The 22,166-nt window shown below is 71.9% G+C and carries 22 protein-coding genes; 7 read left to right on the top strand and 15 right to left on the bottom strand.

Annotated features, from left to right (window positions below):
* Positions 1-8: 8 nt before the first annotated feature.
* The 4 genes from ACSMXV_RS34145 to ACSMXV_RS34130 all read right to left on the bottom strand — a co-directional run bounded on the left by ACSMXV_RS34145 (position 9) and on the right by ACSMXV_RS34130 (position 4,592).
* The gene (locus ACSMXV_RS34145) at positions 9-344 is read right to left on the bottom strand and encodes a gas vesicle protein GvpO (RefSeq protein ID WP_473174974.1); all 336 of its coding nucleotides are present in this window, start codon (positions 342-344) and stop codon (positions 9-11) included.
* A 72-nt stretch (positions 345-416) separates the two neighbouring features.
* Complete coding sequence (ligD, locus tag ACSMXV_RS34140) at positions 417-1,388, bottom strand: non-homologous end-joining DNA ligase (protein ID WP_473174973.1); 972 nt, start codon at positions 1,386-1,388, stop codon at positions 417-419.
* A gap of 25 nt (positions 1,389-1,413) precedes the next feature.
* On the bottom strand, positions 1,414-3,270 hold the full coding sequence (locus ACSMXV_RS34135; RefSeq protein WP_473174972.1) for a transketolase: 1,857 nt from the start codon (positions 3,268-3,270) through the stop codon (positions 1,414-1,416).
* Positions 3,267-4,592 carry an NAD(P)/FAD-dependent oxidoreductase gene (locus ACSMXV_RS34130; protein ID WP_473174971.1) on the bottom strand — a complete coding sequence of 442 codons (1,326 nt, stop codon included), beginning with the start codon at positions 4,590-4,592 and terminating at the stop codon, positions 3,267-3,269. Before ACSMXV_RS34130 ends, ACSMXV_RS34135 begins: the two co-directional genes overlap by 4 nt.
* 415 nt (positions 4,593-5,007) lie before the next feature.
* On the opposite strand from ACSMXV_RS34130, the gene ACSMXV_RS34125 reads away from it, so the two are divergent.
* A complete protein-coding gene (locus ACSMXV_RS34125) occupies positions 5,008-5,967 on the top strand; it encodes an LLM class F420-dependent oxidoreductase (RefSeq protein ID WP_473174970.1) in 960 nt (319 codons plus the stop codon).
* A gap of 98 nt (positions 5,968-6,065) precedes the next feature.
* The gene (locus tag ACSMXV_RS34120; RefSeq protein ID WP_473174969.1) at positions 6,066-6,386 is read left to right on the top strand and encodes a hypothetical protein; all 321 of its coding nucleotides are present in this window, start codon (positions 6,066-6,068) and stop codon (positions 6,384-6,386) included.
* Between the two features lie 158 nt (positions 6,387-6,544).
* On the opposite strand, the gene ACSMXV_RS34115 is transcribed toward ACSMXV_RS34120, so the two are convergent.
* Positions 6,545-7,567, bottom strand: a complete 1,023-nt coding sequence (locus tag ACSMXV_RS34115; RefSeq protein ID WP_473174968.1) for an SDR family oxidoreductase — start codon at positions 7,565-7,567, stop codon at positions 6,545-6,547.
* Positions 7,568-7,573: 6 nt separating this feature from the next.
* A complete protein-coding gene (locus ACSMXV_RS34110; protein ID WP_473174967.1) occupies positions 7,574-8,032 on the bottom strand; it encodes a phage holin family protein in 459 nt (152 codons plus the stop codon).
* A gap of 86 nt (positions 8,033-8,118) precedes the next feature.
* Here ACSMXV_RS34110 and ACSMXV_RS34105 point away from each other — a divergent pair, with 86 nt between their 5' ends.
* On the top strand, positions 8,119-8,673 hold the full coding sequence (locus ACSMXV_RS34105; protein ID WP_473174966.1) for a hemerythrin domain-containing protein: 555 nt from the start codon (positions 8,119-8,121) through the stop codon (positions 8,671-8,673).
* A 112-nt stretch (positions 8,674-8,785) separates the two neighbouring features.
* Positions 8,786-9,139, top strand: a complete 354-nt coding sequence (locus tag ACSMXV_RS34100) for a VOC family protein (protein WP_473174965.1) — start codon at positions 8,786-8,788, stop codon at positions 9,137-9,139.
* 226 nt (positions 9,140-9,365) lie between these two features.
* Here ACSMXV_RS34100 and ACSMXV_RS34095 read toward each other — a convergent pair whose 3' ends face one another.
* The 3 genes from ACSMXV_RS34095 to ACSMXV_RS34085 form a co-directional block, all read right to left on the bottom strand.
* Complete coding sequence (locus ACSMXV_RS34095) at positions 9,366-9,950, bottom strand: GNAT family N-acetyltransferase (RefSeq protein WP_473174964.1); 585 nt, start codon at positions 9,948-9,950, stop codon at positions 9,366-9,368.
* A gap of 204 nt (positions 9,951-10,154) precedes the next feature.
* Positions 10,155-11,258 carry a sensor histidine kinase gene (locus tag ACSMXV_RS34090; protein WP_473174963.1) on the bottom strand — a complete coding sequence of 368 codons (1,104 nt, stop codon included), beginning with the start codon at positions 11,256-11,258 and terminating at the stop codon, positions 10,155-10,157.
* Positions 11,255-11,920, bottom strand: a complete 666-nt coding sequence (locus tag ACSMXV_RS34085; protein WP_181657574.1) for a response regulator — start codon at positions 11,918-11,920, stop codon at positions 11,255-11,257. Before ACSMXV_RS34085 ends, ACSMXV_RS34090 begins: the two co-directional genes overlap by 4 nt.
* Positions 11,921-12,208: 288 nt before the next feature.
* Here ACSMXV_RS34085 and ACSMXV_RS34080 point away from each other — a divergent pair, with 288 nt between their 5' ends.
* Positions 12,209-12,829, top strand: coding sequence for a histidine phosphatase family protein (locus ACSMXV_RS34080; RefSeq protein ID WP_473174962.1), 621 nt, complete (start codon positions 12,209-12,211; stop codon positions 12,827-12,829).
* A gap of 38 nt (positions 12,830-12,867) precedes the next feature.
* Here the strand turns inward: ACSMXV_RS34080 and ACSMXV_RS34075 are convergent, their stop codons facing one another.
* From ACSMXV_RS34075 to ACSMXV_RS34055, 5 genes are all read right to left on the bottom strand, one after another.
* Positions 12,868-13,110, bottom strand: coding sequence for a lipopolysaccharide assembly protein LapA domain-containing protein (locus ACSMXV_RS34075; RefSeq protein ID WP_181657576.1), 243 nt, complete (start codon positions 13,108-13,110; stop codon positions 12,868-12,870).
* Positions 13,111-13,278: 168 nt separating this feature from the next.
* Positions 13,279-14,202 carry a S66 peptidase family protein gene (locus ACSMXV_RS34070; RefSeq protein ID WP_473174961.1) on the bottom strand — a complete coding sequence of 308 codons (924 nt, stop codon included), beginning with the start codon at positions 14,200-14,202 and terminating at the stop codon, positions 13,279-13,281.
* Between the two features lie 31 nt (positions 14,203-14,233).
* Positions 14,234-16,213 carry a dipeptidyl-peptidase 5 gene (locus ACSMXV_RS34065; RefSeq protein ID WP_473174960.1) on the bottom strand — a complete coding sequence of 660 codons (1,980 nt, stop codon included), beginning with the start codon at positions 16,211-16,213 and terminating at the stop codon, positions 14,234-14,236.
* Between the two features lie 16 nt (positions 16,214-16,229).
* Positions 16,230-17,585, bottom strand: a complete 1,356-nt coding sequence (locus ACSMXV_RS34060) for a M20/M25/M40 family metallo-hydrolase (RefSeq protein WP_473174959.1) — start codon at positions 17,583-17,585, stop codon at positions 16,230-16,232.
* Positions 17,578-18,411 (bottom strand): M55 family metallopeptidase, encoded by an 834-nt coding sequence (locus tag ACSMXV_RS34055; RefSeq protein WP_473174958.1) that lies wholly within the window; start codon positions 18,409-18,411, stop codon positions 17,578-17,580. Before ACSMXV_RS34055 ends, ACSMXV_RS34060 begins: the two co-directional genes overlap by 8 nt.
* Before the next feature lie 303 nt (positions 18,412-18,714).
* Between ACSMXV_RS34055 and ACSMXV_RS34050 the strand changes: the two genes are divergently transcribed.
* Together ACSMXV_RS34050 and ACSMXV_RS34045 are read left to right on the top strand one after the other, a co-directional pair.
* The gene (locus ACSMXV_RS34050) at positions 18,715-18,945 is read left to right on the top strand and encodes a hypothetical protein (RefSeq protein WP_181657581.1); all 231 of its coding nucleotides are present in this window, start codon (positions 18,715-18,717) and stop codon (positions 18,943-18,945) included.
* Positions 18,946-19,024: 79 nt separating this feature from the next.
* On the top strand, positions 19,025-19,444 hold the full coding sequence (locus tag ACSMXV_RS34045; protein WP_473174957.1) for a hypothetical protein: 420 nt from the start codon (positions 19,025-19,027) through the stop codon (positions 19,442-19,444).
* Between the two features lie 34 nt (positions 19,445-19,478).
* On the opposite strand, the gene ACSMXV_RS34040 is transcribed toward ACSMXV_RS34045, so the two are convergent.
* Positions 19,479-21,956, bottom strand: coding sequence for an MFS transporter (locus ACSMXV_RS34040; RefSeq protein WP_473174956.1), 2,478 nt, complete (start codon positions 21,954-21,956; stop codon positions 19,479-19,481).
* Positions 21,957-22,166: the final 210 nt, after the last annotated feature.

Genomic DNA, 22,166 nt, shown 5'->3' with positions numbered 1-22,166 from the left:
GCGGCCGCCTAGCGGCCGCCGGACCGGTGTGTGTCGGCCCTCCCGCGTTCGTAGCGGCGGACGCGCCGGTAGCCGATGAGCTCGCCCTGTGGATCGAGATCCACCTCGTAGCTCGCCATCAGACTCATCGTGTCGGGCACCCGTTCGAGCTCGAGTACCTCGACGTCCAGTTTCCAGCCGTCGTCGGTCCGCTCGAAGGACGAGACGGACTCGGCGCTCATACCGGTGAGCTCCTCCAGCTGGGCGCGTGCGTTGCGCAGCACCGCCATCGGGCCCGGCAGGTCGTCCGCCGCTGCGGGTTGTTCTCTTTGTTGTCTCTGTTCTCTGTTCGGTGTGTTCCCCATGGCCACCTCCTCGGTCGAGTGGCCAGTGGGCAATGGTCCAAACCCCGACGGCGTCAAGGCGTGACGGCGTGCTCAGCCGCGGTGCGCGTCCAGCCTGCGCCGCGCCGGGCCGAGCGCACGTCCGCGCCGCGGCAGCCCGGCCCACGGGTCGCTGCGGGCCTGGTCAACGGCGTCTTCGATCGTCCAGTGGCGGGCGTCGACGGCCGGATCGTCGAGCTGACTCCAGGCGAGGGGCACGGCCACGGGTGCGCCGGGCCGGGCACGGACGGTGTAGGGCACGACAGCGGTCTGTGCGTAGCCGTTGCTCCCCCACTGCCTAATGGGCGTGGGAGGTGCCCCCAGAACATCGAGATAGAGCCGGTCGCCGCGGTCCTTCTTGCGGGCGGCGGTGGTGAGCCGGTCCGGGTGTGCGTCGGTGAGGGTGTCGGCGACGTCCTTGGCGAACGCGCGCACCTCGTCGAAGTCATGCTCTCCGCCGACCGGCACGACGACGTGCAGACCACGGGATCCCGTGGTCATCAGGGCGGACGGCAGCCGCAGCTCGTCGAGCAGCCCGCCGAGCAGCCGCGCTGCCTCGCGTACCGGCTCGAAGTCGTCCTGCGGAGGGTCCAGGTCGAAGACCATGCGGTCCGGCCGGTCGACACGGCCCACCCGGGACTGCCAGCGGTGCAGGGTGATGCAGGCCTGATCGGTGAGGTACACCAGGGTGGCCGTGTCCTGGCACACGGTGTGCGTGACGGTGCCGCCCTCCTTGGGCACCTCGATCCGCCTGATCCACTCCGGGTAGTGGTCCGGGGTGTCCTTCTGCATGAACTGGAACCCGTCGATCCCGTCCGGGTGCCGCTCCAGCATCAGCGGACGATCGCGCAGATGGGGGAGCATGAACGAGGCGACGGAACGGTAGTAGTCGACGAGGTCGCCTTTGGTGTAGCCGTCTTCGGGGAAGAGCACTTTGTCCGGGCGATGCAGTTCGACGGTGCGACGGCCGGCGCGCAGGGTGCGGGTACGGCCCGCACGCGCGGGGCCCGCCCGTGTGTCGCTCACAGGAGTCTCTCCCTGGGTTCGGGGACTACCTCACCACGGCCTGCTCCACGAGCAGCCGCACAGCCGCCGCAATCGACTCCGCATCGATGCCCGCGGCATGCAACTGCTCCTCCGGAGCAGCAGACCCCGGCATCGTACGAACAGCGAGCCGCACCACCCTCGGCGCCGGCCCCCCGTCCACGAACGCATCCATGACCGCGTCCCCGAGGCCCCCCTCCGGCCGGTGGTCCTCGACGGTGAGCAGACACCCGGTGCGCTCGGCGGCGGTACGCAGCGTGCGCCGGTCGACGGGCTTGACCGAGTACAGGTCGATGACCCGCACCGGAATCCCCTCCCGCTCCAGCAGCCGGGAGGCCGCCAGCGCCTCGTGGACGGTCACCCCGGCCGCGACGACCGTCAGCCGGTCCGCGTCTGACATCCGAAGCACCTTGCTGCCGCCCACCGGGAACTCCTCGCCGGGCCCGTAGAGGACGGGCATCTCGCCCCGGCTCGTACGGAGATAACTGACCCCGCGCTGCTCGGCCATTGCCGCGACGAGATGTGCGGTCTGGTTGGCGTCGCAGGGGTACAGCACGGTGGAGTCGTGGACGGCGCGGAACATCGCGAGGTCCTCGAGACCCATCTGCGAGGGGCCGTCCGCTCCGATGGCGACCCCGGCGTGCGACCCGGCCAGATTGATGTCGGCGCCACTGATCGAGGCCATACGGATGAAGTCGTACGCGCGCGTGAAGAACGCCGCGAAGGTCGACGCGTACGGCACCCAGCCACGCGCCGCAAGACCCACCGCGGCGGCGACCATCTGCTGTTCGGCGATGTAGCACTCGAAGAACCGCTCGGGGTGCTCCTTGGCGAAGAACTCGGAGCGCGTGGAGTCGCTCACCTCGCCGTCCAGCGCCACCACGTCGTCGCGTGCCGTGCCGATCGCGGCGAGGGCCTGCCCGTAGGCGTCGCGGGTGGCCACCTTGTCGCCGGTCTCGAAGCGCGGCAGTTCGAGGTGGCCGCTGCGGACGGCGTGCAACATCCGTGCGGCGGGCGGCGATTGGACCTCCACGCGCACGTCGTGCACCCCGCCGAGCTCCTCGATGGCCTCCTCGGCGTCCGGCAGCGGCTTGCCGTGCAGCCCCTCCCGGTTCTGGACGGACTCGACGCCCTTGCCCTTCACCGTGCGGGCGAGGATCGCGGTGGGCTGCCCCAGGGTCGAGCGGGCCTCGGCATACGCCCGGTCGATGTCGTCGACGTCGTGGCCGTCGACCTTGATCGTGTGCCAGCCGAAGGCCTGGAAGCGGCGTGCGTAGGCGTCCAGGTCCCATCCGTGGCGCGTCGGGCCGCGCTGGCCGAGCCGGTTGACGTCGACGATCGCGGTGAGGTTGTCCAGGTGCTCGCAGCCGGCGTGCTCGGCCGCCTCCCAGACGGAGCCCTCGGCGAGCTCGCTGTCGCCGCACAGCACCCACACCCGGTAGCCGATCCGTTCGAGCCGCTTGCCGGACAGCGCCATGCCGACGCCGACGGGCAGACCCTGCCCGAGTGACCCGGTGGCCACCTCGACCCACGGCAGCCGCCGCGGCGTCGGATGCCCCTCGAGGCGGCTGCCGAGCCGGCGGTAGGTGAGCAGTTCCGTCTCGTTGATCGCCCCGGCGGCCTTGTACGCGGAGTACAGCAGGGGCGAGGCGTGGCCCTTGGACAGGATGAAGCGGTCGTTGCCGGGGTGTTCGGGGCGCTCGAAGTCGTAGCGGAGGTGGTGGGCCAGCAGGACGGCCATCAGGTCGGCGGCGGACATCGACGAGGTGGGATGGCCGGAGCCCGCCGCGGCGGCCGCGCGCACCGAGTCGACGCGCAACTGCCGGGCGAGCGCGGTGAGTTCACCCGTCTTGGTGGCGGTCATCGCGAGTCCTCCCTGGGGGCTCCGGACATGCGGGCGAGTTCGGGCGACGCGGTGTCGAGCGGCACCGCCCAGGAGCGCACGAGGCCGAGTTGCACCGCTTGGCGCGGCAGTACGGCGTCCAGCAGCCAGTCGGCGGCGACGCGGACGCGGTTGCCGGGCATCGCGGCCAGGTGGTAGCCGTGGGTGACGGCTCCGGCGAGCGGGCCGGACAGCGGCACGCCGAAGGGGTTGGCGGCGGCCTTCACTCCACCGAGGTCGACGGTGAAGCCCACGGGGCGGTGCCGGTACGCACGCCGCTCCCCGAACCCGAGCGAGGCGGCGACGTTGCGGGCGGCGACCTTGCCCTGCCGCCAGGCGTGCTGCGCGGTCATCGTCGTGTACTGCCCGGGGTTGTACAGATCGGGCACGGCGGCCGCGTCGCCGCACGCGAACACGTCGGGGTGCCCGGGCACGTTGAGGAACGGGTCGACGAGCAGCCGCCCGCGCTCCAGCGGCCTCCCGAGGTCGCCGACGAGCGGGTCTGGCCGTACGCCCACGCACCAGACGAGGGTGCGGGTGTCCACGAACTGGCCGTCGTCGAGCAGGACCCCGTCCCGCGTGGCCTCCTTCACGGACGTCCGGGTGCGTACGCCGACGCCGCGGCTGCGCAGCACGCGGTCGGCGGTGTCGGACAGCCGGCGGTCGAGCTCCGGCAGCACGCGGGGCGCGATGTCGAGCAGCATCCAGTGTGGCCGTATGCCCTTGCGCAGCGGATGCTTGCGCACCAGTGCGTCGGTGAACAGCTGCCCGTGCGCGGCGACCTCGGTTCCGGTGTAGCCGGCGCCGACCACGACGAAGGTGCTGCGGGCACGGCATGTCTCGGGGTCCGGGGCGATCGCGGCCAGCTCCATCTGGCGGGTGACGTGGTCGCGCAGGTACAGCGCCTCGGGCAGGCCGCGGAAGCCGTGTGCGTGCTCGGCGATGCCGGGAACGGGCAGCAGCTTGTTGACGCTGCCGACGGCCAGTACGAGCCGGTCGTACGACAGCTCGCCCCGATCGCCCTCGGGGCCCTGGTAGCGGACGGTGCGCCGGTCCAGGTCGATGTCGTCGGCCTCGCCGAGCACGAGTCGTACGTGCGGCAGGGTGCCGGACAGCGAGACGGTGACCCGACGCGGTTCGAGGACGCCGGCGGCGACCTGGGGCAGCAGCGGCAGATACAGGAAGTAGTCGGTCGGGTTGAGCAGCGTGATGTCCGCCTTGCCGCGGCTCAGGCGGGACAGGGTGCGGGCGGTCCGGTAGCCGGCGAAACCGGCTCCGACGATCACGATTCGGGATCGGCTCACGAGGGCCTCCGGAACGGTCGGGAAAGTGTGGCGGGTCGCCTGGCGGGCGCGGCCGGCGGTTCCGGCGGGTACGGCCGTCGACCACGGGGACGCCCGCCACGGGGCTACGACGGCCACGGGCCGTCGACCGCAGCGCTTCCCGCGTCCCCCCGCAGGGGTTCGGCAAACGTCGCGGGCCCGCCACGGCCACCGTTTCAGCCGCCGCCACGGCCACCGTCTCCGATCCTGCCGCCACGGCCGCCGTCTCCACCCATGCCACCGCAGCCACCATCTCCGACCCTGCCGCCACGGCCGCCGTCTCCACCCATGCCACCGCAGCCACCGTCTCCGACCCTGCCGCCACGGCCCGGGTTTCCGTCCATGCCGCCGTGGTTACCCGGGATGCGACCTCGACCGCCCTTCCGGAGGTGACGCCATGGCCGAGTACGGCTACTTCATGGCAGCGGAGGAGTTCGGCCCGGCAGCCCTCGTGGAGCAGGGGCGGATGGCCGAGCAGGCCGGATTCCAGTCGCTGTGGATCTCCGACCACTACCACCCGTGGAACGACGCACAGGGGCAGAGCCCCTTCGTCTGGTCGGTGATCGGCGCACTGGCCGAGGCGGTCTCGCTGCCCGTCGAGACGGCCGTCACCTGCCCCACGATGCGGATCCACCCGGCGGTCGTCGCCCAGGCTGCGGCGACCAGCGCGGTCATGACGGGCGGGAACTTCCGGCTGGGCGTCGGCAGCGGCGAGGCGCTCAACGAGCACATCATCGGCGCCGCATGGCCTCCGGCCCACAAACGCCTGGAGATGCTCGAAGAGGCGATCCTCGTCATGCGCGAGCTCTTCGAGGGCAAGTGGGTCAACCACTACGGCAAGCACTACACCGTGGAGAACGCACGCCTGTACACCGTGCCCGACGAGCCCGTACCCATCGACGTCTCCGGCTTCGGCCCCCAGGCCACGGCCCTCGCGGCACGGGTGGCCGACGGCTACATCACGATGACGCCCGACGAGTCGATGGTGTCCCAGTTCCGCAAGGGCGGCGGGGGAGCCAAGCCGGTGCTCGGCGGTACGAAGGTCTGCTACGGCACTGACCGGGACGCCGCGGTCGCCACGGTGCGCCGGCTCTGGTCGAACCAGCTGCTGCCCGGCGAGATGGGCCAGGTGCTGCCCAGCCCGCGCCACTTCGAGCAGCTGGAGCCGCTGATCACCGACGAGATGGTCGCGGAGAACGTCGTGTGCGGCGACGACGTCGAGCAGCACGTCCGGGCGCTGCTGGCCTTCGAGGAGGCAGGGTTCGACCGCATCTACGTCAACCAGATCGGCCCCGACCAGCAGGCGTTCTTCGACTTCTACCGCACGAAGGTGCTGCCGCAGCTGCAGCGGGGGTGAGCGTGCCACCCGGCCCCCGTGACCCGGCTCACCGGCGGTCCCGCCTGCCTGAGACGATGGCCGCGGCGATCAGCCCTGTCTGCCGAGCGGAGTCATCCATGGTCCGAGACCTGCGCAACGTACGCATCCTGTCAGGCGACGACGCCCCGACGCCGCTCACGGACGAGGACTACCGGACACCGTTCACGCCCGACGAGGAACACCGGTTCCGGGTCAACCTCCTGCAGCACATGGCCCAGGAGCTGGCGGAGAAGGGGTGGGCGCGCTTCCCCGCGTACAGCCCGGAGGAGCGCATCCGGCTGTACGCCCTCGCTCCCGCGCTCGGCGACCACTTCGGCCGCCCGGTGACGGCCGAACCGGAGGACATCACGAGGGTGCTGTTCAGGTTCGCAGATCTGCCGCTGTCACCCGGCGCCTGAGCTGTCTCCAGGCTGTGGGCAGGCGTTCCGCAGGGCGGAACGGGGCCACAGGGCTGGGGGCACCTCCCAGCGGTAGCTGGGGGAGGGTGGGCACAGCCCCCGGCCCGCACCGGACCCACCAGCCCGCGGCCCGACCACCGCTCTGACGGCGCACTGCGTCACCTGCGCGCCGTCAGGCGCGACAGCCGACGCCCCGCCAGTGCCGCCGCACCGACCGCGAGCCCCATGCCCATGCGCGCCCGGTTACGGGACAGCCATTCCTGCGGCCCGGCGGGGAGCGCCTCCTGGTCGAACCGGCCGTGCGCCCCGTAGTCGTGGCCGTGCGGCCCGTCGGCGGGGGCCCACAGGTTGGCCGTCTCGGGCGGCGGGAGGCCCGGGGTCTGCTGCGCGTCGTACGCGGCGCGGGCCAGGTAGCGCTCCACCAGCCCGGGTGCGAGCGCGTTCGCGACGAGGGCGGCGGCGGTGGAGCCGCCCACCCAGTACTCGCGGCGCCGCGGATGCGCGGCCGCGTGGACGATGGCGCGGGCGGCCACTTCGGGCTGGTAGATGGGGGCGACGGGCCGCGCACGGCCCGGCAGCCGGTCCAGCACCCAGTCGAACTGGGGCGTGTTGACGGCGGGGAGCTGCACCATCGTGGTGCGCACCTTGCTCCCCTGGTGCAGAAGTTCGCAGCGCAGTGACTCGTTGAAGCCCTGGATGGCGTGCTTGGCACCGCAGTACGCGGTCTGGAGCGGGATGCCGCGATAGGCGAGCGCGGAGCCGACCTGGACGATCGTGCCGCGGTCGCGCGGCAGCATATGGCGCAGGGCGGCCCGTGTGCCGGACACATACCCGAGATACGTCACTTCCGTGACCCGGCGGAACTCGTCCGCGCTGATCTCCATGAAGGGCGCGAACACGCCTGCGAACGCGTTGTTGACCCAGACGTCGACGGGCCCCAGCGTCTCCTCGACCTGCTCCGCGGCGTCCTCGACGGCCTTGGGGTCGGCCATGTCGACGGGCACGACGAGCGCTTCGCCGCCCGCGCGCTGTACCTCGTCGGCGGCCGCCGCGAGCCCGTCGCGGCCGCGGGCCAGCAGCGCGACCCGGTCGCCACGGGCGGCGAAGGCACGGGCGGTGGCCCGGCCGATGCCCGCGCTGGCGCCGGTCACCACGACTGTCCTGCGGCTGCCGAACCTCATGGCCCACTACGCCCGGTGGTGCGGGGCCTCGGGCCCGGTCGCGCCGGTGCCCGGGGACGGCGGCACGTTGGGGGCGGGAGGCGGTATGGGCGGCACCGGAGGCGCACCCTCAGTGCCGGGCGTCTCACTGGCGCGTTCGGCTTCGGCGAGGCGCTCGGGAGTGGCCCGGCCGGCCGAGGGGCGTGCCGTGTTGCGCAGGACGACGGCGGCGACGGCGAGCAGCGCGGCCGTGATCAGGGCGGCCGCCCAGCCGGGCAGGGCGAGGGCCAGCGCGAGTCCGACGGCCAGTGCGACGGCGGCGCCCGCGTACAGCGCCGCGGCCCCGGACGCCGCGTACAGCGCGGCCGTGCGGCGCCGCTTCCTGCTCTGCTCGCGCAGTTCGTCCCGCACGGTTTCGCGGGCGACCTGGGCGAGCTCGTCGACCAGGCCCTTGTCCAGGTGTTCCAGATGATCCAAGCGGTTCATGGCGGCCGGGTACCCGGGCGCCACCGTGTGTAACGCCGCGCAGACGGGTACCCGGCACGCTCCGCACCCCACTACGGAGGAAGAGGATGACCCAGCACAACGACGTCGTGGAGCTGCTGAAGGAGCAGCACACGAGGATCCGCGAGCTGCTCGACGAGGTTGCGGCCACGAAGGGGGAGGAACGGAAGCGGTGCTTCCAGGATCTGGTCCGCCTTCTGGCGGTGCACGAGACCGCCGAGGAGGAGGTCGTGCATCCCTTCGCGCGCAGCGCGATCGACGGCGGTGAACTGGTCGTCAAGGACCGGATCCAGGAGGAGGAGCAAGCCAAGCGGGCGCTGGCGCGGCTGGAGGACATGGACCCCGACTCGCCGGAGTTCCTGGACGAGTTCGCCGCGCTGCGGCAGGACGTGCTCGCCCATGCGGAGGCCGAGGAGCGCTACGAGTTCGCCCACTTCCACCGGCACGCGGACCGGGCGAAGCTCGAGAACCTGGCCAGGGCGGTGCAGGCCGCCGAGGCGGTCGCGCCCACGCGCCCGCACCCGGGCACCGACTCCGCGCTCAAGAACCTGGCGGCGGGACCGGTCGCGTCGGTCGTGGACCGTACGCGGGACGCCGTCCGGAAGGCGATGAGCGGCTCCTGAGCCGGTCGTCGCCACAAGGGCCGGCCGGGGGTACCTCCCAGGCCTTGAGGTACTGGGGGAGGATCGCCCGAATCGATCTCGCCCCCGGCCGGCCCCAACTAGGCTCGTCCGTATGGAGATCCTCGGAACAACTCTCCGTGTCTGCGTCGAGGACCTGGAGGCCTCGGTTCCCTTCTACGAGCGGATAGCGGGCAGCGAAGCCCTCCGCTTCGAGCGTGGGGGTGTGTCGGTCGCCGCGGTCGGGTGCTTCCTGCTGATGAGCGGCCCCGAGCAGGAACTCGAGGTGCTGCGGAAGGTGTCGGCGACGATCGCGGTGAAGGACGTCGACGAGGCCGGCGACGTGCTGAGCGCCTCGGGCGCCCGCATCCTCGCCGGCCCGCTCCCCACCCCGGCGGGCCGCAACCTGTTAGCCCTGCACCCGGACGGGTCCGTCTTCGAGTACGTGGACCGGCGCACCGTGATGTGAGTCCGCGATGCGGCCCCCTGCTACGTCCGAGCTAGTGCCCCGGCAGGCAACGTTTGCCCGTCAAGGGGCGGCGTCCGGTGCGTGCCCTCGGCGGGCCGGCCGGAAGCCCTCGTACTGGACGTACTTGGGCTTTCGGCCGGTGCGGCGAGTGGGGGTCCCCCCTGCTCGAAGAGCTCGGGGGAGCGTGCCGGGCGTCGCGACGGGGCGAACGTTGCCTGTCGGGGCACTAGATCCGGTCGGTCGCGAGCCGGGCGTGGAGGTGCGAGTCGTGGCGCTGTCCGTCCGCGTCCACATAGAAGTCCCGCATGGTGCCTTCGAGCTGGAAGCCCGCATTGGTCGCGACCCGGCAGGAAGCCGGATTGGCGAGCGCGTGGTCGAGCGAGAGGCGGTGCAGCCCGAGCCCGCCCTTCTCTTGCGCATCGAACGCCCAGCGGCTCGCCGCGTCCAGGGCGCGTGTCGCCACGCCTCTCCCCCGGGCCTTCGGCGTCACCCAGTAGCCGACGACGGCCTGGTCCGGCAGCCGGTTCACCTCTCGAACGCTGACGGAGCCGAGCAGCGTGCCGTCCGATGCGTCGGTCACGGCGAAAGCCGCGCTGCCGCTCTCCCAGTAGACGATACGGAGCCGAAGCCACATCCGGGCCCGTTCGCTCTCCGGCGCCCCGGCGACCGCCCTGCCGACGGCCCACCGAAGAATCCCGGCGTCCCGGAGCGCCTCCGCGACCGCTGGTTCGTCGCTCTCTTCGAAGGGCCGCAGCACGAGGCCGTCCGTGGTCAGTACGCACGGATCGAGGGCAGGTGTCGGTTGCGTCACCGATCAGTTGTATCCGATCGGCCCTGATGGCGTGCATGCGGTGCACGGGGCCGCCCCAACGGCAACGGCCGGGGACCGCCCGGCCGTGCGCGGCCGAACCCGGGACCACGCTCACGACGGCAACGCAAAACCCATGTGACCCCGCCGCCCAAGTCCCCCTGATCCACGGGTGCCGTCGCCGGGCCCCCGCCATGGGACAGCCGTTCACGCCGTGCCCTCGGCCGGCAGCTCCAGACGCAGCTGGTAGCCGCCCTCGGGTGTCGGGCCGGAGGTGACCGTGCCACCGAGGAGGGCGGCGCGCTGCCGCAGACCCACCAGACCGTAGTGCGCACTCGGCAGGGGGAGCGCGGGCCGGGTCGGTGCGGTGTTGGTGACGGTGACGCGGACGGCGCCGCCCTCGTGGGCGATGTGCACCGTCGCGGTGGCTCCGGGGGCGTGCTTGCGCACGTTGGTCAGCGCCTCCTGGACGGTGCGGTAGATGGCGCGCTGAACGGTCGGCGGAGGGCTGCCGGGCAGGTCCGTCGTCAGCTCGGCCTCGATTCCGCTGCTGTCGACCAGCCGCTGGAGGTCGGCCAGGGACGGCTGCGGGGTGAGCTCCGCGGGGCGGCCGCCCGAGGCGCGCAGGACGCTGACCATGTGCCGCAGCTCGTCCAGGGTCTGCACGCTCAGCCGCCGGATCGTGGCCGCGGCTTCCTTGGCTTCGGCGTCCCGGGTGCCGACCTGGAGTGCTCCGGCCCGCACCGCGATCAGACTGACCTGGTGGGAGACCACGTCGTGCATCTCCCGGGCGAGCTGAGCGCGTTCCTTGGCCAGCACGGCCTGGGCGGTCAGCAGCCGCTCGTGGTCGCGGGCCTCGGAGATCTCGGCCAGCCGCAGCGACAGATCACGCCGTGCCTGGACCAGCTGGCCCAGGAAGACGGGAGCCGCCGCCGTCGCCGCGGTGTAGCCCAGAGTGATCAGGGTCGGGGGATGGAAGAGGTCGAGGTTCGGCGACGGCCACGAGGTCATGTCGCTCAGCGTGAACGCCAGCGCGCAGACGGCCAGCAGGATGCGGCTGCGGGTGAGCGAGGCGAGCGTGTACAGCGCGGCCAGCGCGGCGAAGATCGCGTCGGAGAGCAGGACGGCGGGAAGGGAGAGCAGGAAGGTGAGCAGCGGCAGGCGTCGGCGCAGCAGAAGCGCGACGGCGGCGGCCAGGGCCCAGGTCATGCGCAGCGTCGCGGCAGGGTCGACATTGACCCAGACATCGACCAGTGCCGCTGTGACGAGGGTGGCGTTCAGCAGCGAGGCGGTCAGGCGGCGCGGAATCATCCCGCCTCCTCGTCCCGTGGCGGCTTGAGGAGTCCGGCCCGTTCGGCGAGCAGGGCGGCCTGGACGCGGCCGCCCACCTCCAGCTTGGTGAGGATGGCGCTCACATGGTCCTTGACCGTGCCGGTGCTCAGATGCATCCGTGTGGCGATGTCCGCGTTGGACAGCCCCTCGGCGATGAGGACCAGTACGGCGCGCTCGCGGTCGGTCAGCCGGTCGAGGCTCCGGGCCGCGGATTCCTGGGAGCCCGCCCCCAGGTAGCCGTCCACGACCGTCCGGGTGACCTTGGACGACAGTACGGCGCCGCCGTCGGCCAGCGCGCGCACCAGGTACGGGAGCTCCTCGGGGTCGGTGTCCTTCAGCAGGAAGCCCGCGGCACCCGAGCGAAGCGCCGTCGCCACGTACTCGTCCATGTCGAACGTCGTGAGCATGGCCACCACCGGCGGATGGGGCAGCCGGAGCAGATCGGTCAGGACGGTGAGTCCGTCGACGTCCGGCATCCTGATGTCCAGCAGCACGACGTCGGGGCGTGTCTCCTGCACCGTCCGGACGGCCTGGCCGCCGGGGACGGCCCCCACGACCTCGATGTCGTCCGCCGCGTCGAGGATGTGCTGGAAGCCCGTACGGATCAGGGCCTCGTCGTCGACCACCACTACCCGGATCACGCGTGCTCCACTCGCCACCGGACCACTGTCCGATTCGTACCACGCGGAGGGCCACCCGGCGCGTGCCCGACACCCGGTCCGGCCGGGCGGCGGGCCGAGGCCAGCCAGTCGGCGGGGGCGATTCCGGACAACTGCCGGATGGTTGAAACCGGACGCATCACCAATCCTTGAGGACATGACGCGCGACGCATCACAGGCCGTGCTGCCCCGGGCGACACCCGCCGCCCGTGCAGGCCGCCGCGCACCGACCATCCGGCGCCATGCCGGGCTGGGAAGGAGGGCAGCCGTATGACCGTCCGCCTGACACTCCTGTGTGCGAGCACCTGGAACGCCACGAGGGACGCGGTCTTCGGTGAGGGTGCTCTGAACGAGCTCGCCCTGCTCGAGGCGGGCGCCGCCCGAGCAGTGCTCCCTCCGTACTCCCCGGCCGTCCGCGCGCCTTCGGTCCGCTGCGCGCAGATCGCTGAGGCCCTCGGCCTGGAGACCGCGGTCGAGCCCGCGCTGCGCGACCTGGACCACGGCGACTGGCGCGGCCGCACGGTCGCCGAAGTCGCCGACGACGACCCCTACGGATTCCATGCATGGCTCACGGACCCGGATGCCGCGCCGCACGGAGGCGAGTCCGTACGCGGGCTCTGCCGCCGAACGGCGAACTGGCTGCGCAGCGTGGAGCCCGGTACGGGCCACGCCTTGGCCATCGCCGAACAAGCCGCCGTCCGTGCCCTGCTCCTCCAGGCTCTGGGCATGCCGGCGAGGGCCTTCTGGCATCTCGATGTACCGGCCCTGTCGACGGTCTCCCTCACACCGAGCAGTGACTGCGGCACCACGCGGCTCGATCCCGGCCTGTACGGCCTGCACTACGTGAGCGACGGGCACCCGGTGACCGACGCGATCGCCAGGGCCTCCTGAGATTCAGCATCTGCTGATGAGGCTCATCGGCATCAGGCTCATCGGCGTCTGCTGAGGAAGAGGGCCCCGCAGAGCGCACCGATCACACCCGTGCCGAGCAGCGCCAGCCACAGCGGCATGATCACCTCGGGGATCAGCACGCGGATGGTGGTGCTCTGGGTGTTCTGGAAGATGAAGACGATGGCGAGGACGGCGAGCACGAGGACGATGATCCTGCCCGCCGTCACCGCCGAGCCTCGCGAACCGTGCGTGCCGCCGCCCACGGAACTCTTCGCCCTCATGAGTGGCCCCTTCCGTCGGAGGTACGTGCGGCCTCCCCCGACCAGCATGGACCGCTGGTCGGGGGTGACGCGCGGTGGACGTCGCTCCGGGGTGGACCAGGGGCCGTACGGGGGCCAGGGGCCGTACGGAGGCCAGGGCCGGGAAATTCAGCACTGACACTCGCCGGGTCACGTCAGGGCCGGCACATCCAGGGTGAGAGTCCCGGCGTCCGCGTCCAGTTCGGCCGCCACCCCGAACGGAACCGTCAAGGCCCCCTCGCAGTGCCCGAACCCGAACTCCTCCAGGACCGGCACCCCGAGTCCGCCCAGCCGGTCGGCGAGGACGGCGCGCACCTCCTCGGGCGGCCCGCACTCCACCCACGAACCGAGCGCGATCCCGGCTACACCGTCGAGCCATCCGGCGCGCAGCAGCTGCGTGAGGATCCGGTCGAGCCGGTACGCCTCCTCGCCGATGTCCTCGATCATGAGGATGCCGCCGCCCGCGGAGCGTCGCGCGAACGGAGTGCCGAGGTCGGCGGCGAGCAGACTGACGCAGCCGCCGAGCGTGATGCCGTGCGCGCGACCGGGCACCAGGGCCGAGCCGGACGAGGAGATGGTCCGGACGCTCTCGGGTTCGAACAGCGTGGCCCGCAGCTGCTCCTGTGCCCGCGTGTTCTTGAGGAAGTCGACGCCCGCGACCATCGGCCCGTGCAGGGTGACGAGGCCCGTCCGTATCGCGAACGCCTCGTGCAGCGCCGTGATGTCGCTGAACCCGAGGAACACCTTGGGGCCGGCGGCGCGCATCGCGTCCCAGTCGAGCAGGTCCACCATACGCTGGGCGCCGTAGCCGCCGCGGGCACACAGCACCGCGTCCACGGACGGGTCGCACCAGGCGCTCTGGAGGTCGGCGGCCCTGTCCTCGTCCGTGCCCGCGAGGTAGCTGAACTCCGCGTGCCGGTCCAGGACATGAGGTGCCACGACAACGTCCAGGTCCCAGGCCCGCAGGATGTCGACACCTGCCTGCAGGCGCTCCTCGGGGACCGGCCCGCTGGGTGCGACGACGGCGACTCGGGCGCCGGGGGCGAGCCGGGCGGGACGCGTCAGAGGGTTCACTCGGCGCACTCCCTAACAGCTGCGGGGCGGTTCACTTGGCGAGCTCCAAGGTCGGTATGCCGGGCACGTCCAGGCCGAAGACCTGGGCGTACAGGGAGAGTTCGGACTCCAGGGCACGGATCATCGTGTCCGCGCGCCGGAACCCGTGCCCCTCGCCCTCGAAGGCGACGTACTCGTGCGGAACGCGCCGCCCTTCCATGCGGGCGAGGAAGCGCTCGCACTGGGCGGGCGGGCAGATCACGTCGTCCAGCCCTTGCAGCAGCAGGAAGGGCGCGGTGATCCGGTCGGCGTGCTCCAACGGGGACCGCTCCTCGTACCGGCCGGGCACGTCGGCGAACGGCCCGATCAGCGACTCCAGATACTGCGACTCGAAGTCGTGGGTTCCCCCGGACACCCACCCGGCGAGGTCGAGGACCGGGTAGATGATCGTGCCGCAGGCGTAGACGTCGGTGCTGGTCAGCGAGACGGCCGCGGTCCAGCCGCCCGCGCTGCCGCCGCGGATCGCGAGCCGGTCCCGGTCCGCGGTGCCTTCGTCGGCGAGGGCTCGGGCGACGGCCGCGCAGTCCTCGACGTCGACGACGCCCCACTGTTCACGCAGCCGGTTGCGGTACTCGCGGCCGTGCCCGGTGGAGCCGCCGTAGTTGACCTCCGCGACGCCGATGCCGCGTGAGGTGAAGTAGGCGATCTCCAGGTCGAGGACGAGCGGGGCACGGCCGGTGGGGCCGCCGTGCGCCCACACCACGTAGGGCGGCAGCTCGTTGGCGGGCGCGACATGGCCGGGGTGGCGCGGCGGATACACGTGGGCGTGGATGTCGCGGCCGTCGGGCCCGGTGAAGGTGCGGATCTGCGGCTCCGGGTAGTACGCGGGGTCCACCGGGTCGTCGTGCGCGGCGCCGATCACCCGGGCGTGGCCGGTGCCGGTGTCCAGCTCGACGACCTCTCCCGCGCTGCGAGGGCTGGCTGCGACGCCCAGTACGCGGGTGTCGTGCACGGCGACGGTGGGTGCCCACTCGGTCCAGGGGCCCGCCGTGTCGACGACCTCACCGGTCTCGGGGTCGAGAACGCCGAGGCTGGTGGCTCCCGCGCCGTGGACGACGGCGATCAGTCCGCTGTCGAGCGGCGCGAACCAGCTGACTCCGATCTTCCACAGCGGACCCGCGAACTCCTCGTCGCGCGGACACAGCGGGGTGGCTCCACGGCCGTCGGGGCCGGCCCGGTACAGGTTCCACCAGCCCGAACGGTCACTCGCGAAGAGCAGCCGCCCGTCGGCGGCCCACTCCACCTGCGGGACGGACTCCTCGGGGCCGCCCGCGACGGGCACCGCGTCGCCGAACGTTCCGTCCGCAGCGACATCCGCGAGCAGGATCTCCGTCCCGTCCCACGGCATCCGCGGGTGGTCCCAGGCCAGCCATGCGGCGCGCGTTCCGTCGGGCGAGAGGCGGGGGCCGGTGACGAACCGGTGCCGGTCGTCGGAGAGTTCGCGCACGGCGGCACGGTCCTGGGCCGCCGAACCGTCGAGTGGCACCGCGGCGATGACCCGCCGCACATCGGCCGGCCCGTCCCCGGTGAACTCCTCCAGCACGCACCAGACCTCGCCCCGGTCGAGGTGCAGGCTCGGATCGGCCCAGCGCAGGCCGCCACCCACCGGCGAAAGCGGCGTGAGCGGGCGCGGCTCAGCGCCCGGAGCGTCGGGCTCGTAGGCGTACAGCCGCTGGTCCGCGAAGTCGACGAACACCAGCAGAGGCCCTTCGGGGCGCTCGGCGGCGGCCCAGGGCCGACCGCCGTACTCGATGACGCGGCTGCGTACGTTCCAGGGGGCGGGCAGCACCGACTCCTCGCGGCCGTCCGGGCGTCGCCGCACCAGCGCGCGCCGGCCGCCCTCCTCGGGCCGCGGCTCGGTCCACCATGCCTCGACCCCGACGTAGCCCACGTACTCCGGCTGCCCGTCATGCGCGGCAGCCAGGTCCGCACCGATCGGCGACGGCCAAGATCCGTACGGCCGGGTCTCCACCAAGTCCTCCACTCCCCTAGGCCGTTCGCAGGAAACGGTCGAGGACGCGGACGCCGAAGTGCAGCGCCTCGACCGGTACGCGCTCGTCCACGCCGTGGAAGAGGGCCGCGTAGTCGAAGCCCTCGGGCAGCTTCAGCGGCGCGAACCCGTAACCGGTGATGCCGAGCCGGGAGAACTGCTTGGCGTCCGTGCCGCCCGGCATGCAGAACGGCACCACTCGCCCCTCGGGCGCGAACTCCTCGACCGCCGCCCGCATCGCGGCGAACGCCGCCGAGTCGACCGGTGCCTGCAGGGCCACCTCGCGGTGGTGGAACTCCCAGTCCACGTCGGGTCCGGTCAGCTTGTCGAGGGTGGCGCGGAACTCGTCCTCCGTGCCGGGGAGATAGCGGCCGTCGATGTAGGCGGTGGCCTCTCCGGGGATGACGTTGACCTTGTAACCGGCGTCCAGCATGGTCGGGTTGGTGCTGTTGCGCAGCGTCGGCTCGACGATCGCGCGGGCCCTGCCGAGCCGTTCGACCAGCGCGTCCGCGTCGAACAACTCGTCGTCGACGTCCAGCGGGCGGCCGTCGATCTCGTCGATGCCGTACACGGCGGCTAGTTCACGCAGGGCGGCCTTCACCGTCGGGGTGAGCCGCAGCGGCCACGGGTGGGCGCCGATGTCCAGGACGGCCCCCGACAGACGCATGATCGCGTTCTCGCGGTTGATCTTCGATCCGTGCCCGGCCCGCCCGCGCGCGGTGAGTCTGAGCCAGGCGGTGCCCCGCTCCCCCGCCCCGATCGGGTACAGCTCGTTGCCGAGGCCGTCGTGGAAGGTGAACGCACCGGACTCGCTGACGCCTTCCGTGCAGCCCTCGAAGAGGGCGGCGTGCTCGTCGGCGAGGAAGCCGGAGCCGTCGGCGGCGCTGGCCTCCTCGTCCGCGGTGAAGGCGATCACGATGTCTCGCCGGGGCCGCACTCCCGCCCGCGCCCACTGGCGTACGACCGCGAGGATCATCGCGTCCATGTTCTTCATGTCGACCGCGCCGCGGCCCCATACGACGCCGTCGCGGATCTCCCCGGAGAACGGGTGCACGCTCCAGTCCTCGGCCTGCGCCGGCACCACGTCGAGATGGCCGTGGACGAGCAGGGCGTCGGCGGACGGATCGGTGCCTTCCAGACGCGCGACCACGTTCGTACGGCCCGGGGTGCGCTCGAGGAGCACCGGCTCCAGGCCCGCGCCGGCCAACTGCTCCGCCGCGTACTCGGCGGCGGGCCGCTCCCGGCAGTCCCCGCCGCCCCGGTTGGTCGTGTCGATGCGGATGAGGTCGGACGTGAAGGCGACGACCTCGTCCAGGGCCTGCTGATCCACCTGCTGATCCACCTGGTCAGCCATACTGCTCCTCCATCGCGGCCGAGACGATCGTGGTGACCGCCTTGAAGGTGCGAATGGTCTCGTACATGGTCTCGTGGGTGTAGGCCACCTTCCGCTCACCGGAGAGCGCCACACCCGGCACCACGGTGGCCGCCATGGACAGTTGATCGGCGTCGAACTCCAGCTCCACGGTGAACGGCCCGCCCCGGGCGGGCTCATGACGCACGGCGAGCGCCGCCGCCTGCTTCGCCGCGGCCCTGATCTCGGCGGCGGTACGCGCGGGCGTACGGCACACCGCGGCGTACCGGGACACATGGTCCTTGACGGCCACCTTGAGCGCCCCGGGTGCGTACCCGAGAGCGTCCTCGCAGGTCAGGTCGTCACCGGTGACGAGCACGACCGGCACACCGAACTCGGCGACCACGTGCGCGTTCAGCAGGCCCTCGCTGGCACGGACTCCGTTGAGCCACACACCGGTGATGGAGTTGGCGAGGTACGTGTGCGCGAGGACACCCTCCATGCCCGCCCCCGTGTGATACCCGAGGAACGCCACGCCGTCGACGTCGCCGTGCTGCACGCCCTCGACCATGGACAGCGCCTTGTGGCGGCCGGTGAGCATCTGCGCCCGTTCGTCGAGGCGCTCCAGCAGCAGATTGCGCATGGTCGAGTGCGCCTCGTTGATGAGCACCTCGTCGGCGCCGCCGTCGAAGAAGCCCAGCACGGCGGCATTGACGTCCGAGGTGAACATCGAGCGGCACCGCTCCCACTGCGCAGCGCCCGGCATCACGTCGGCAGGCCAGGTCACTCCCGTGGCGCCCTCCATGTCGGCGCTGATGAGGATCTTCATGCGGCCTCACGCTACGCACCATCCAGCCCCCGCACCACCAGGCCGGAGTGGGCGGAACCGGGCCTTCGGTGCGCAGCCGTCTGTGTGAACCGGAGGGAGAGGTCCTCCGTGTCGGGCGCACCGTCCCGCCGGCTGGCTGTCAGATGGTTACGGTCCGCCCGCCATCACTCACCGTGAGCACGCGTGAGTCCGCCCCCATCAGCCGCACCCCCAGCAGGCGACGGGGCGTCGCCGTCTGCCGCCGGGCCGACGGAAATGCTGCCGGGCCGTCCCGCACATACACGCCACAGAGAAGGGAACTCCATGACCAGCAACACCGAGACCGGCGAGGTCACGGGTACGAAGGACAAGGACTACAACCTGATCTGGTACGTCGAGTCGTGCCTGAACAACGCTCTGCGGCTGGAGACCTACATCCGCGACGCGGAACGCGAGAAGGACAACGAAGTCGTGGAGCTGTTCCGCAAGGCGCAGTCCGACAGCCGGAAGGGCGCCGAGCTGGGCAAGCAGCTGTTGCGCACCCGGCTCGGCTGACACCGCACCTCAGGGGGCAGGCCGGCCGGGACGGTGAGCCGGCCGGCCTGTCCCGCCACCTGCGAGGGAGTGCCCCGTGATGAGCACGTCATCCTGGTCCACCATCGCCCAGGTACGCATCCTCGACGGCAGTGCGGCGGCCAGGGAAGCCGTACGGACTGCGATCACTCGCTCATTCGACACGCTCGAGGTTCCCGTCGGCGCCGCCGGGGCGGGGGGAACCGAGCCGGCCGACCGGCCCTCCGGCGGTGCAATCGAAGAGCCCTTCGGAGTGGAAACAGCCGGCAGGCGTTTCAGCGCCGGCCGGGCTCCGCTCGCACCCGCCGGCTCGGGCCCGGCCACCGTCGAGCTCCTCGGCGATGTGGACGCGGTCGACCGCGTGGCCGCCGTGCTCGGCGCCGCGTTCGCCATGGAGCACATCTTCGACGATCCGACGACCCTGACGCTGCGCGTCCACCCGGACACACACACCGGACGGGACGCGCACACCGGACCGTAGGGGTCCGCGAGTCCGGCCTTGTGCCCGACAATGCTCAGTCCTCGTGCCCGAGCTGCAGGTCCCGCTCCGTACGTCCTCCCGCGGCCACCCGGAGAACCGTGGCCACCGGCGGATAGCCCGCCGCGATCACCGTGTACTCGCCGGAGGACAGATCGACGAACCGGAACGTTCCGTCGTCGCCGGTCGTCAGCGTGTCCACCACATTGCCCGCCGCGTCCAGCAGCGTCACCCGGGCGTCCGCGACAGGACGGCCGTCTCCTGCGCGCACGGTTCCCCGCAGCACCGCGCCGCCGGCGAGCTCGACGTCCTGGCGGGTCTCGCGGGATGCCTGCACGGTGACGGGCAGGGCGACCGGCCGGAAGGCCGGCGCACTCGCGGCCAGGGTGTACTCGCCTGCCACCAACTCGTTGATCACATAGCTTCCTTCGCGCCCGCTGCGGGTGGTGGCGACGACCTCGCCGTGCACATTGGTGAGCGTGACGACGGCGTCCCGCACCGGCGCACCCTCGGCGGTCAGGACACTGCCCGCGAGCCGCCCGGCACCGCCGAGCACCACGTCGAGCTCGACGGGCCGTTCGCCGACGGTCACCGACACGGCCTGCGGCTGATGGCCTCCGGCCGCGGCGATCAGGACGTACGAGCCGGAGCCGGGCGTGGACAGCGCGTACCGCCCGTCGTCGCCGCTCGCGCCCCGCCCGATCTGGCGGCCCCCGATGTCGATGAGGGTGAGCGCGGCGCGCGGGACGGCGGTGCCGTCGGAGTGCTGCACCAGGCCGCAGACGGGCACCCCGGCGGCGTACGCGGAACGGGCCTGGGGGACCTGAGTGGCGGGCGAGGGCTCGGCGGCGGGGCTCTGGTGGGGCGTTGTACTGGACAACAGGGGGGTCTCCTTGAGGAAGCAGGCGATCAGCAGGCCGAGGACGAGCACCGGCACGAGATAGAGGAAGATCCGCGGCATGGCGTCGGCGTAGGCGTGGATGTAGCCGTCGCGCAGCGCGTCGGGCATCGCGTGGACGAGGTCCGGAGTGATGGACTGCGGGTCCGGCAGGTCTTCGCCGGACGGGAGGCGGTCGGTGAGGGCGTCGGCGAGCCGGTCGGCGAAGAGGGTGCCGAAGATGGCCGCGCCGACGCTGCCGCCGATCTGCCGGAAGTAGTTGTGGGCGCTGGTGGCCGTGCCGAGGTCGGTGACGGGCACCGCGTTCTGCACGGCGACGATCAGCACCGGCAGGACAAGGCCGATTCCCGCGCCCAGCACGGCCATCCAGATGCTGTAGTGCAGCCGGGGGGTGTCGACCTCGAGCCAGGACAGCATCCACATGCCGGCGACGGAGAGGGCTCCGCCGAGGATCGGATAGATCCGGTAGCGGCCGGTGTGGCTGATGAGCTGTCCGGAGACGATCGACGCGCCGACGATGCCGCCCATCATCGGGAGCATCAGCAGTCCTGACTCGGTGGCACTCGCCCCGTCGACCATCTGCAGAAATGTCGGCAGATAGCTCGCGGCACCGAACAGCGCGACGCCGACGACCATGCCCACCAGGCTGGTGAGCACGAACACCGGGTCGCGGAACAGCCGCAGCGGGATGAGGGGTTCGGCCGCGAAGTGCTCGGCGACGACGAACAGCAGCGCCGCCACGACGGCTCCGGCGCCGAGCCCGAGGATCACGCGCGAGTCCCATGCGTACTCGATGCCGCCCCAACTGGTCAGCAGCACGAGGCACGTGGAGGAGCCGGTGAGGAAGAGAGTCCCGAGTACGTCGAGCCGTGGTCTGACCGAGGGCCTCGGCAGCTTCAGTACGAGGGTGACGACGGCCAGCGTGACGAGCCCGAAGGGCACGTTGAAGTAGAAGCACCAGCGCCAGGAGATGTGGTCCGTGAAGTAGCCGCCGAGCAGCGGTCCCGCGACCGAGGCGACGCCGAACGCGGCCCCGATGAGGCCCATGTAGCGTCCGCGTTCCCGGGGCGGCACGATGTCGGCGATGATCGCCTGGACACCGATCATGAGGCCGCCGGCGCCGATGCCCTGGACGGCGCGGAACGCGATGAGCTCGTCCATGGACCGGGACCAGCCGGCCAGCGCGGAGCCGACGACGAAGACGACGATCGCGAACTGGAAGACGCCCTTGCGTCCGAAGAGGTCGCCGAGTTTGCCGTAGACGGGCAGTCCGATGGTGGCGGTGAGCAGATACGCGGTGATGGCCCAGGACATCTTGTCGAGGCCGTGGAGCTCTCCGACGATCTTCGGGAGCGCGGTGGCCACGATCATCTGCTCGAGGGCGGCGAGCAGCAGCGCGAGCATGAGCCCGAAGAAGACCATCCGGACGCGGCTGGGGCTGAGTTCGGGCGCGGGTGCCGGTGCTTGTGCTGCAGCGTGTCCCGGTGCCTGCCCGGGCGTCTCCCCGGTTAAGGGTCCGGCCGTGGCCGACGGGCCGTCCGGGGGCCACGGCGTCGGCTGAACAGCGGTCGTCCGCTCACCCTGCCCGGCGCCCTTCGCCAGTGCCGTCCCGCCCACGTATCCGCTCCCCTCGTCGCGCCTGCGCCGCCCATTTCTCGCATTACGCGACAACTACGAGCAAGCGCGACGAGTCACCCCCGAAGCGGGCACGGCAAACGTCGTCGCCGGTCGGAGCCCTACGGCGTACGAGTGCCCCAGACGGAAAACCACTCGAAACGGTGAGAGTGAGAGCAACTCGTCCGGGCTAACGGACGGTCTCGCATGGAG

Source organism: Streptomyces sp. DSM 42067 (assembly GCF_055792885.1).
Note: the sequence above shows the minus strand (reverse complement) of the source record. Positions and strands in the feature narration are given on the sequence as shown.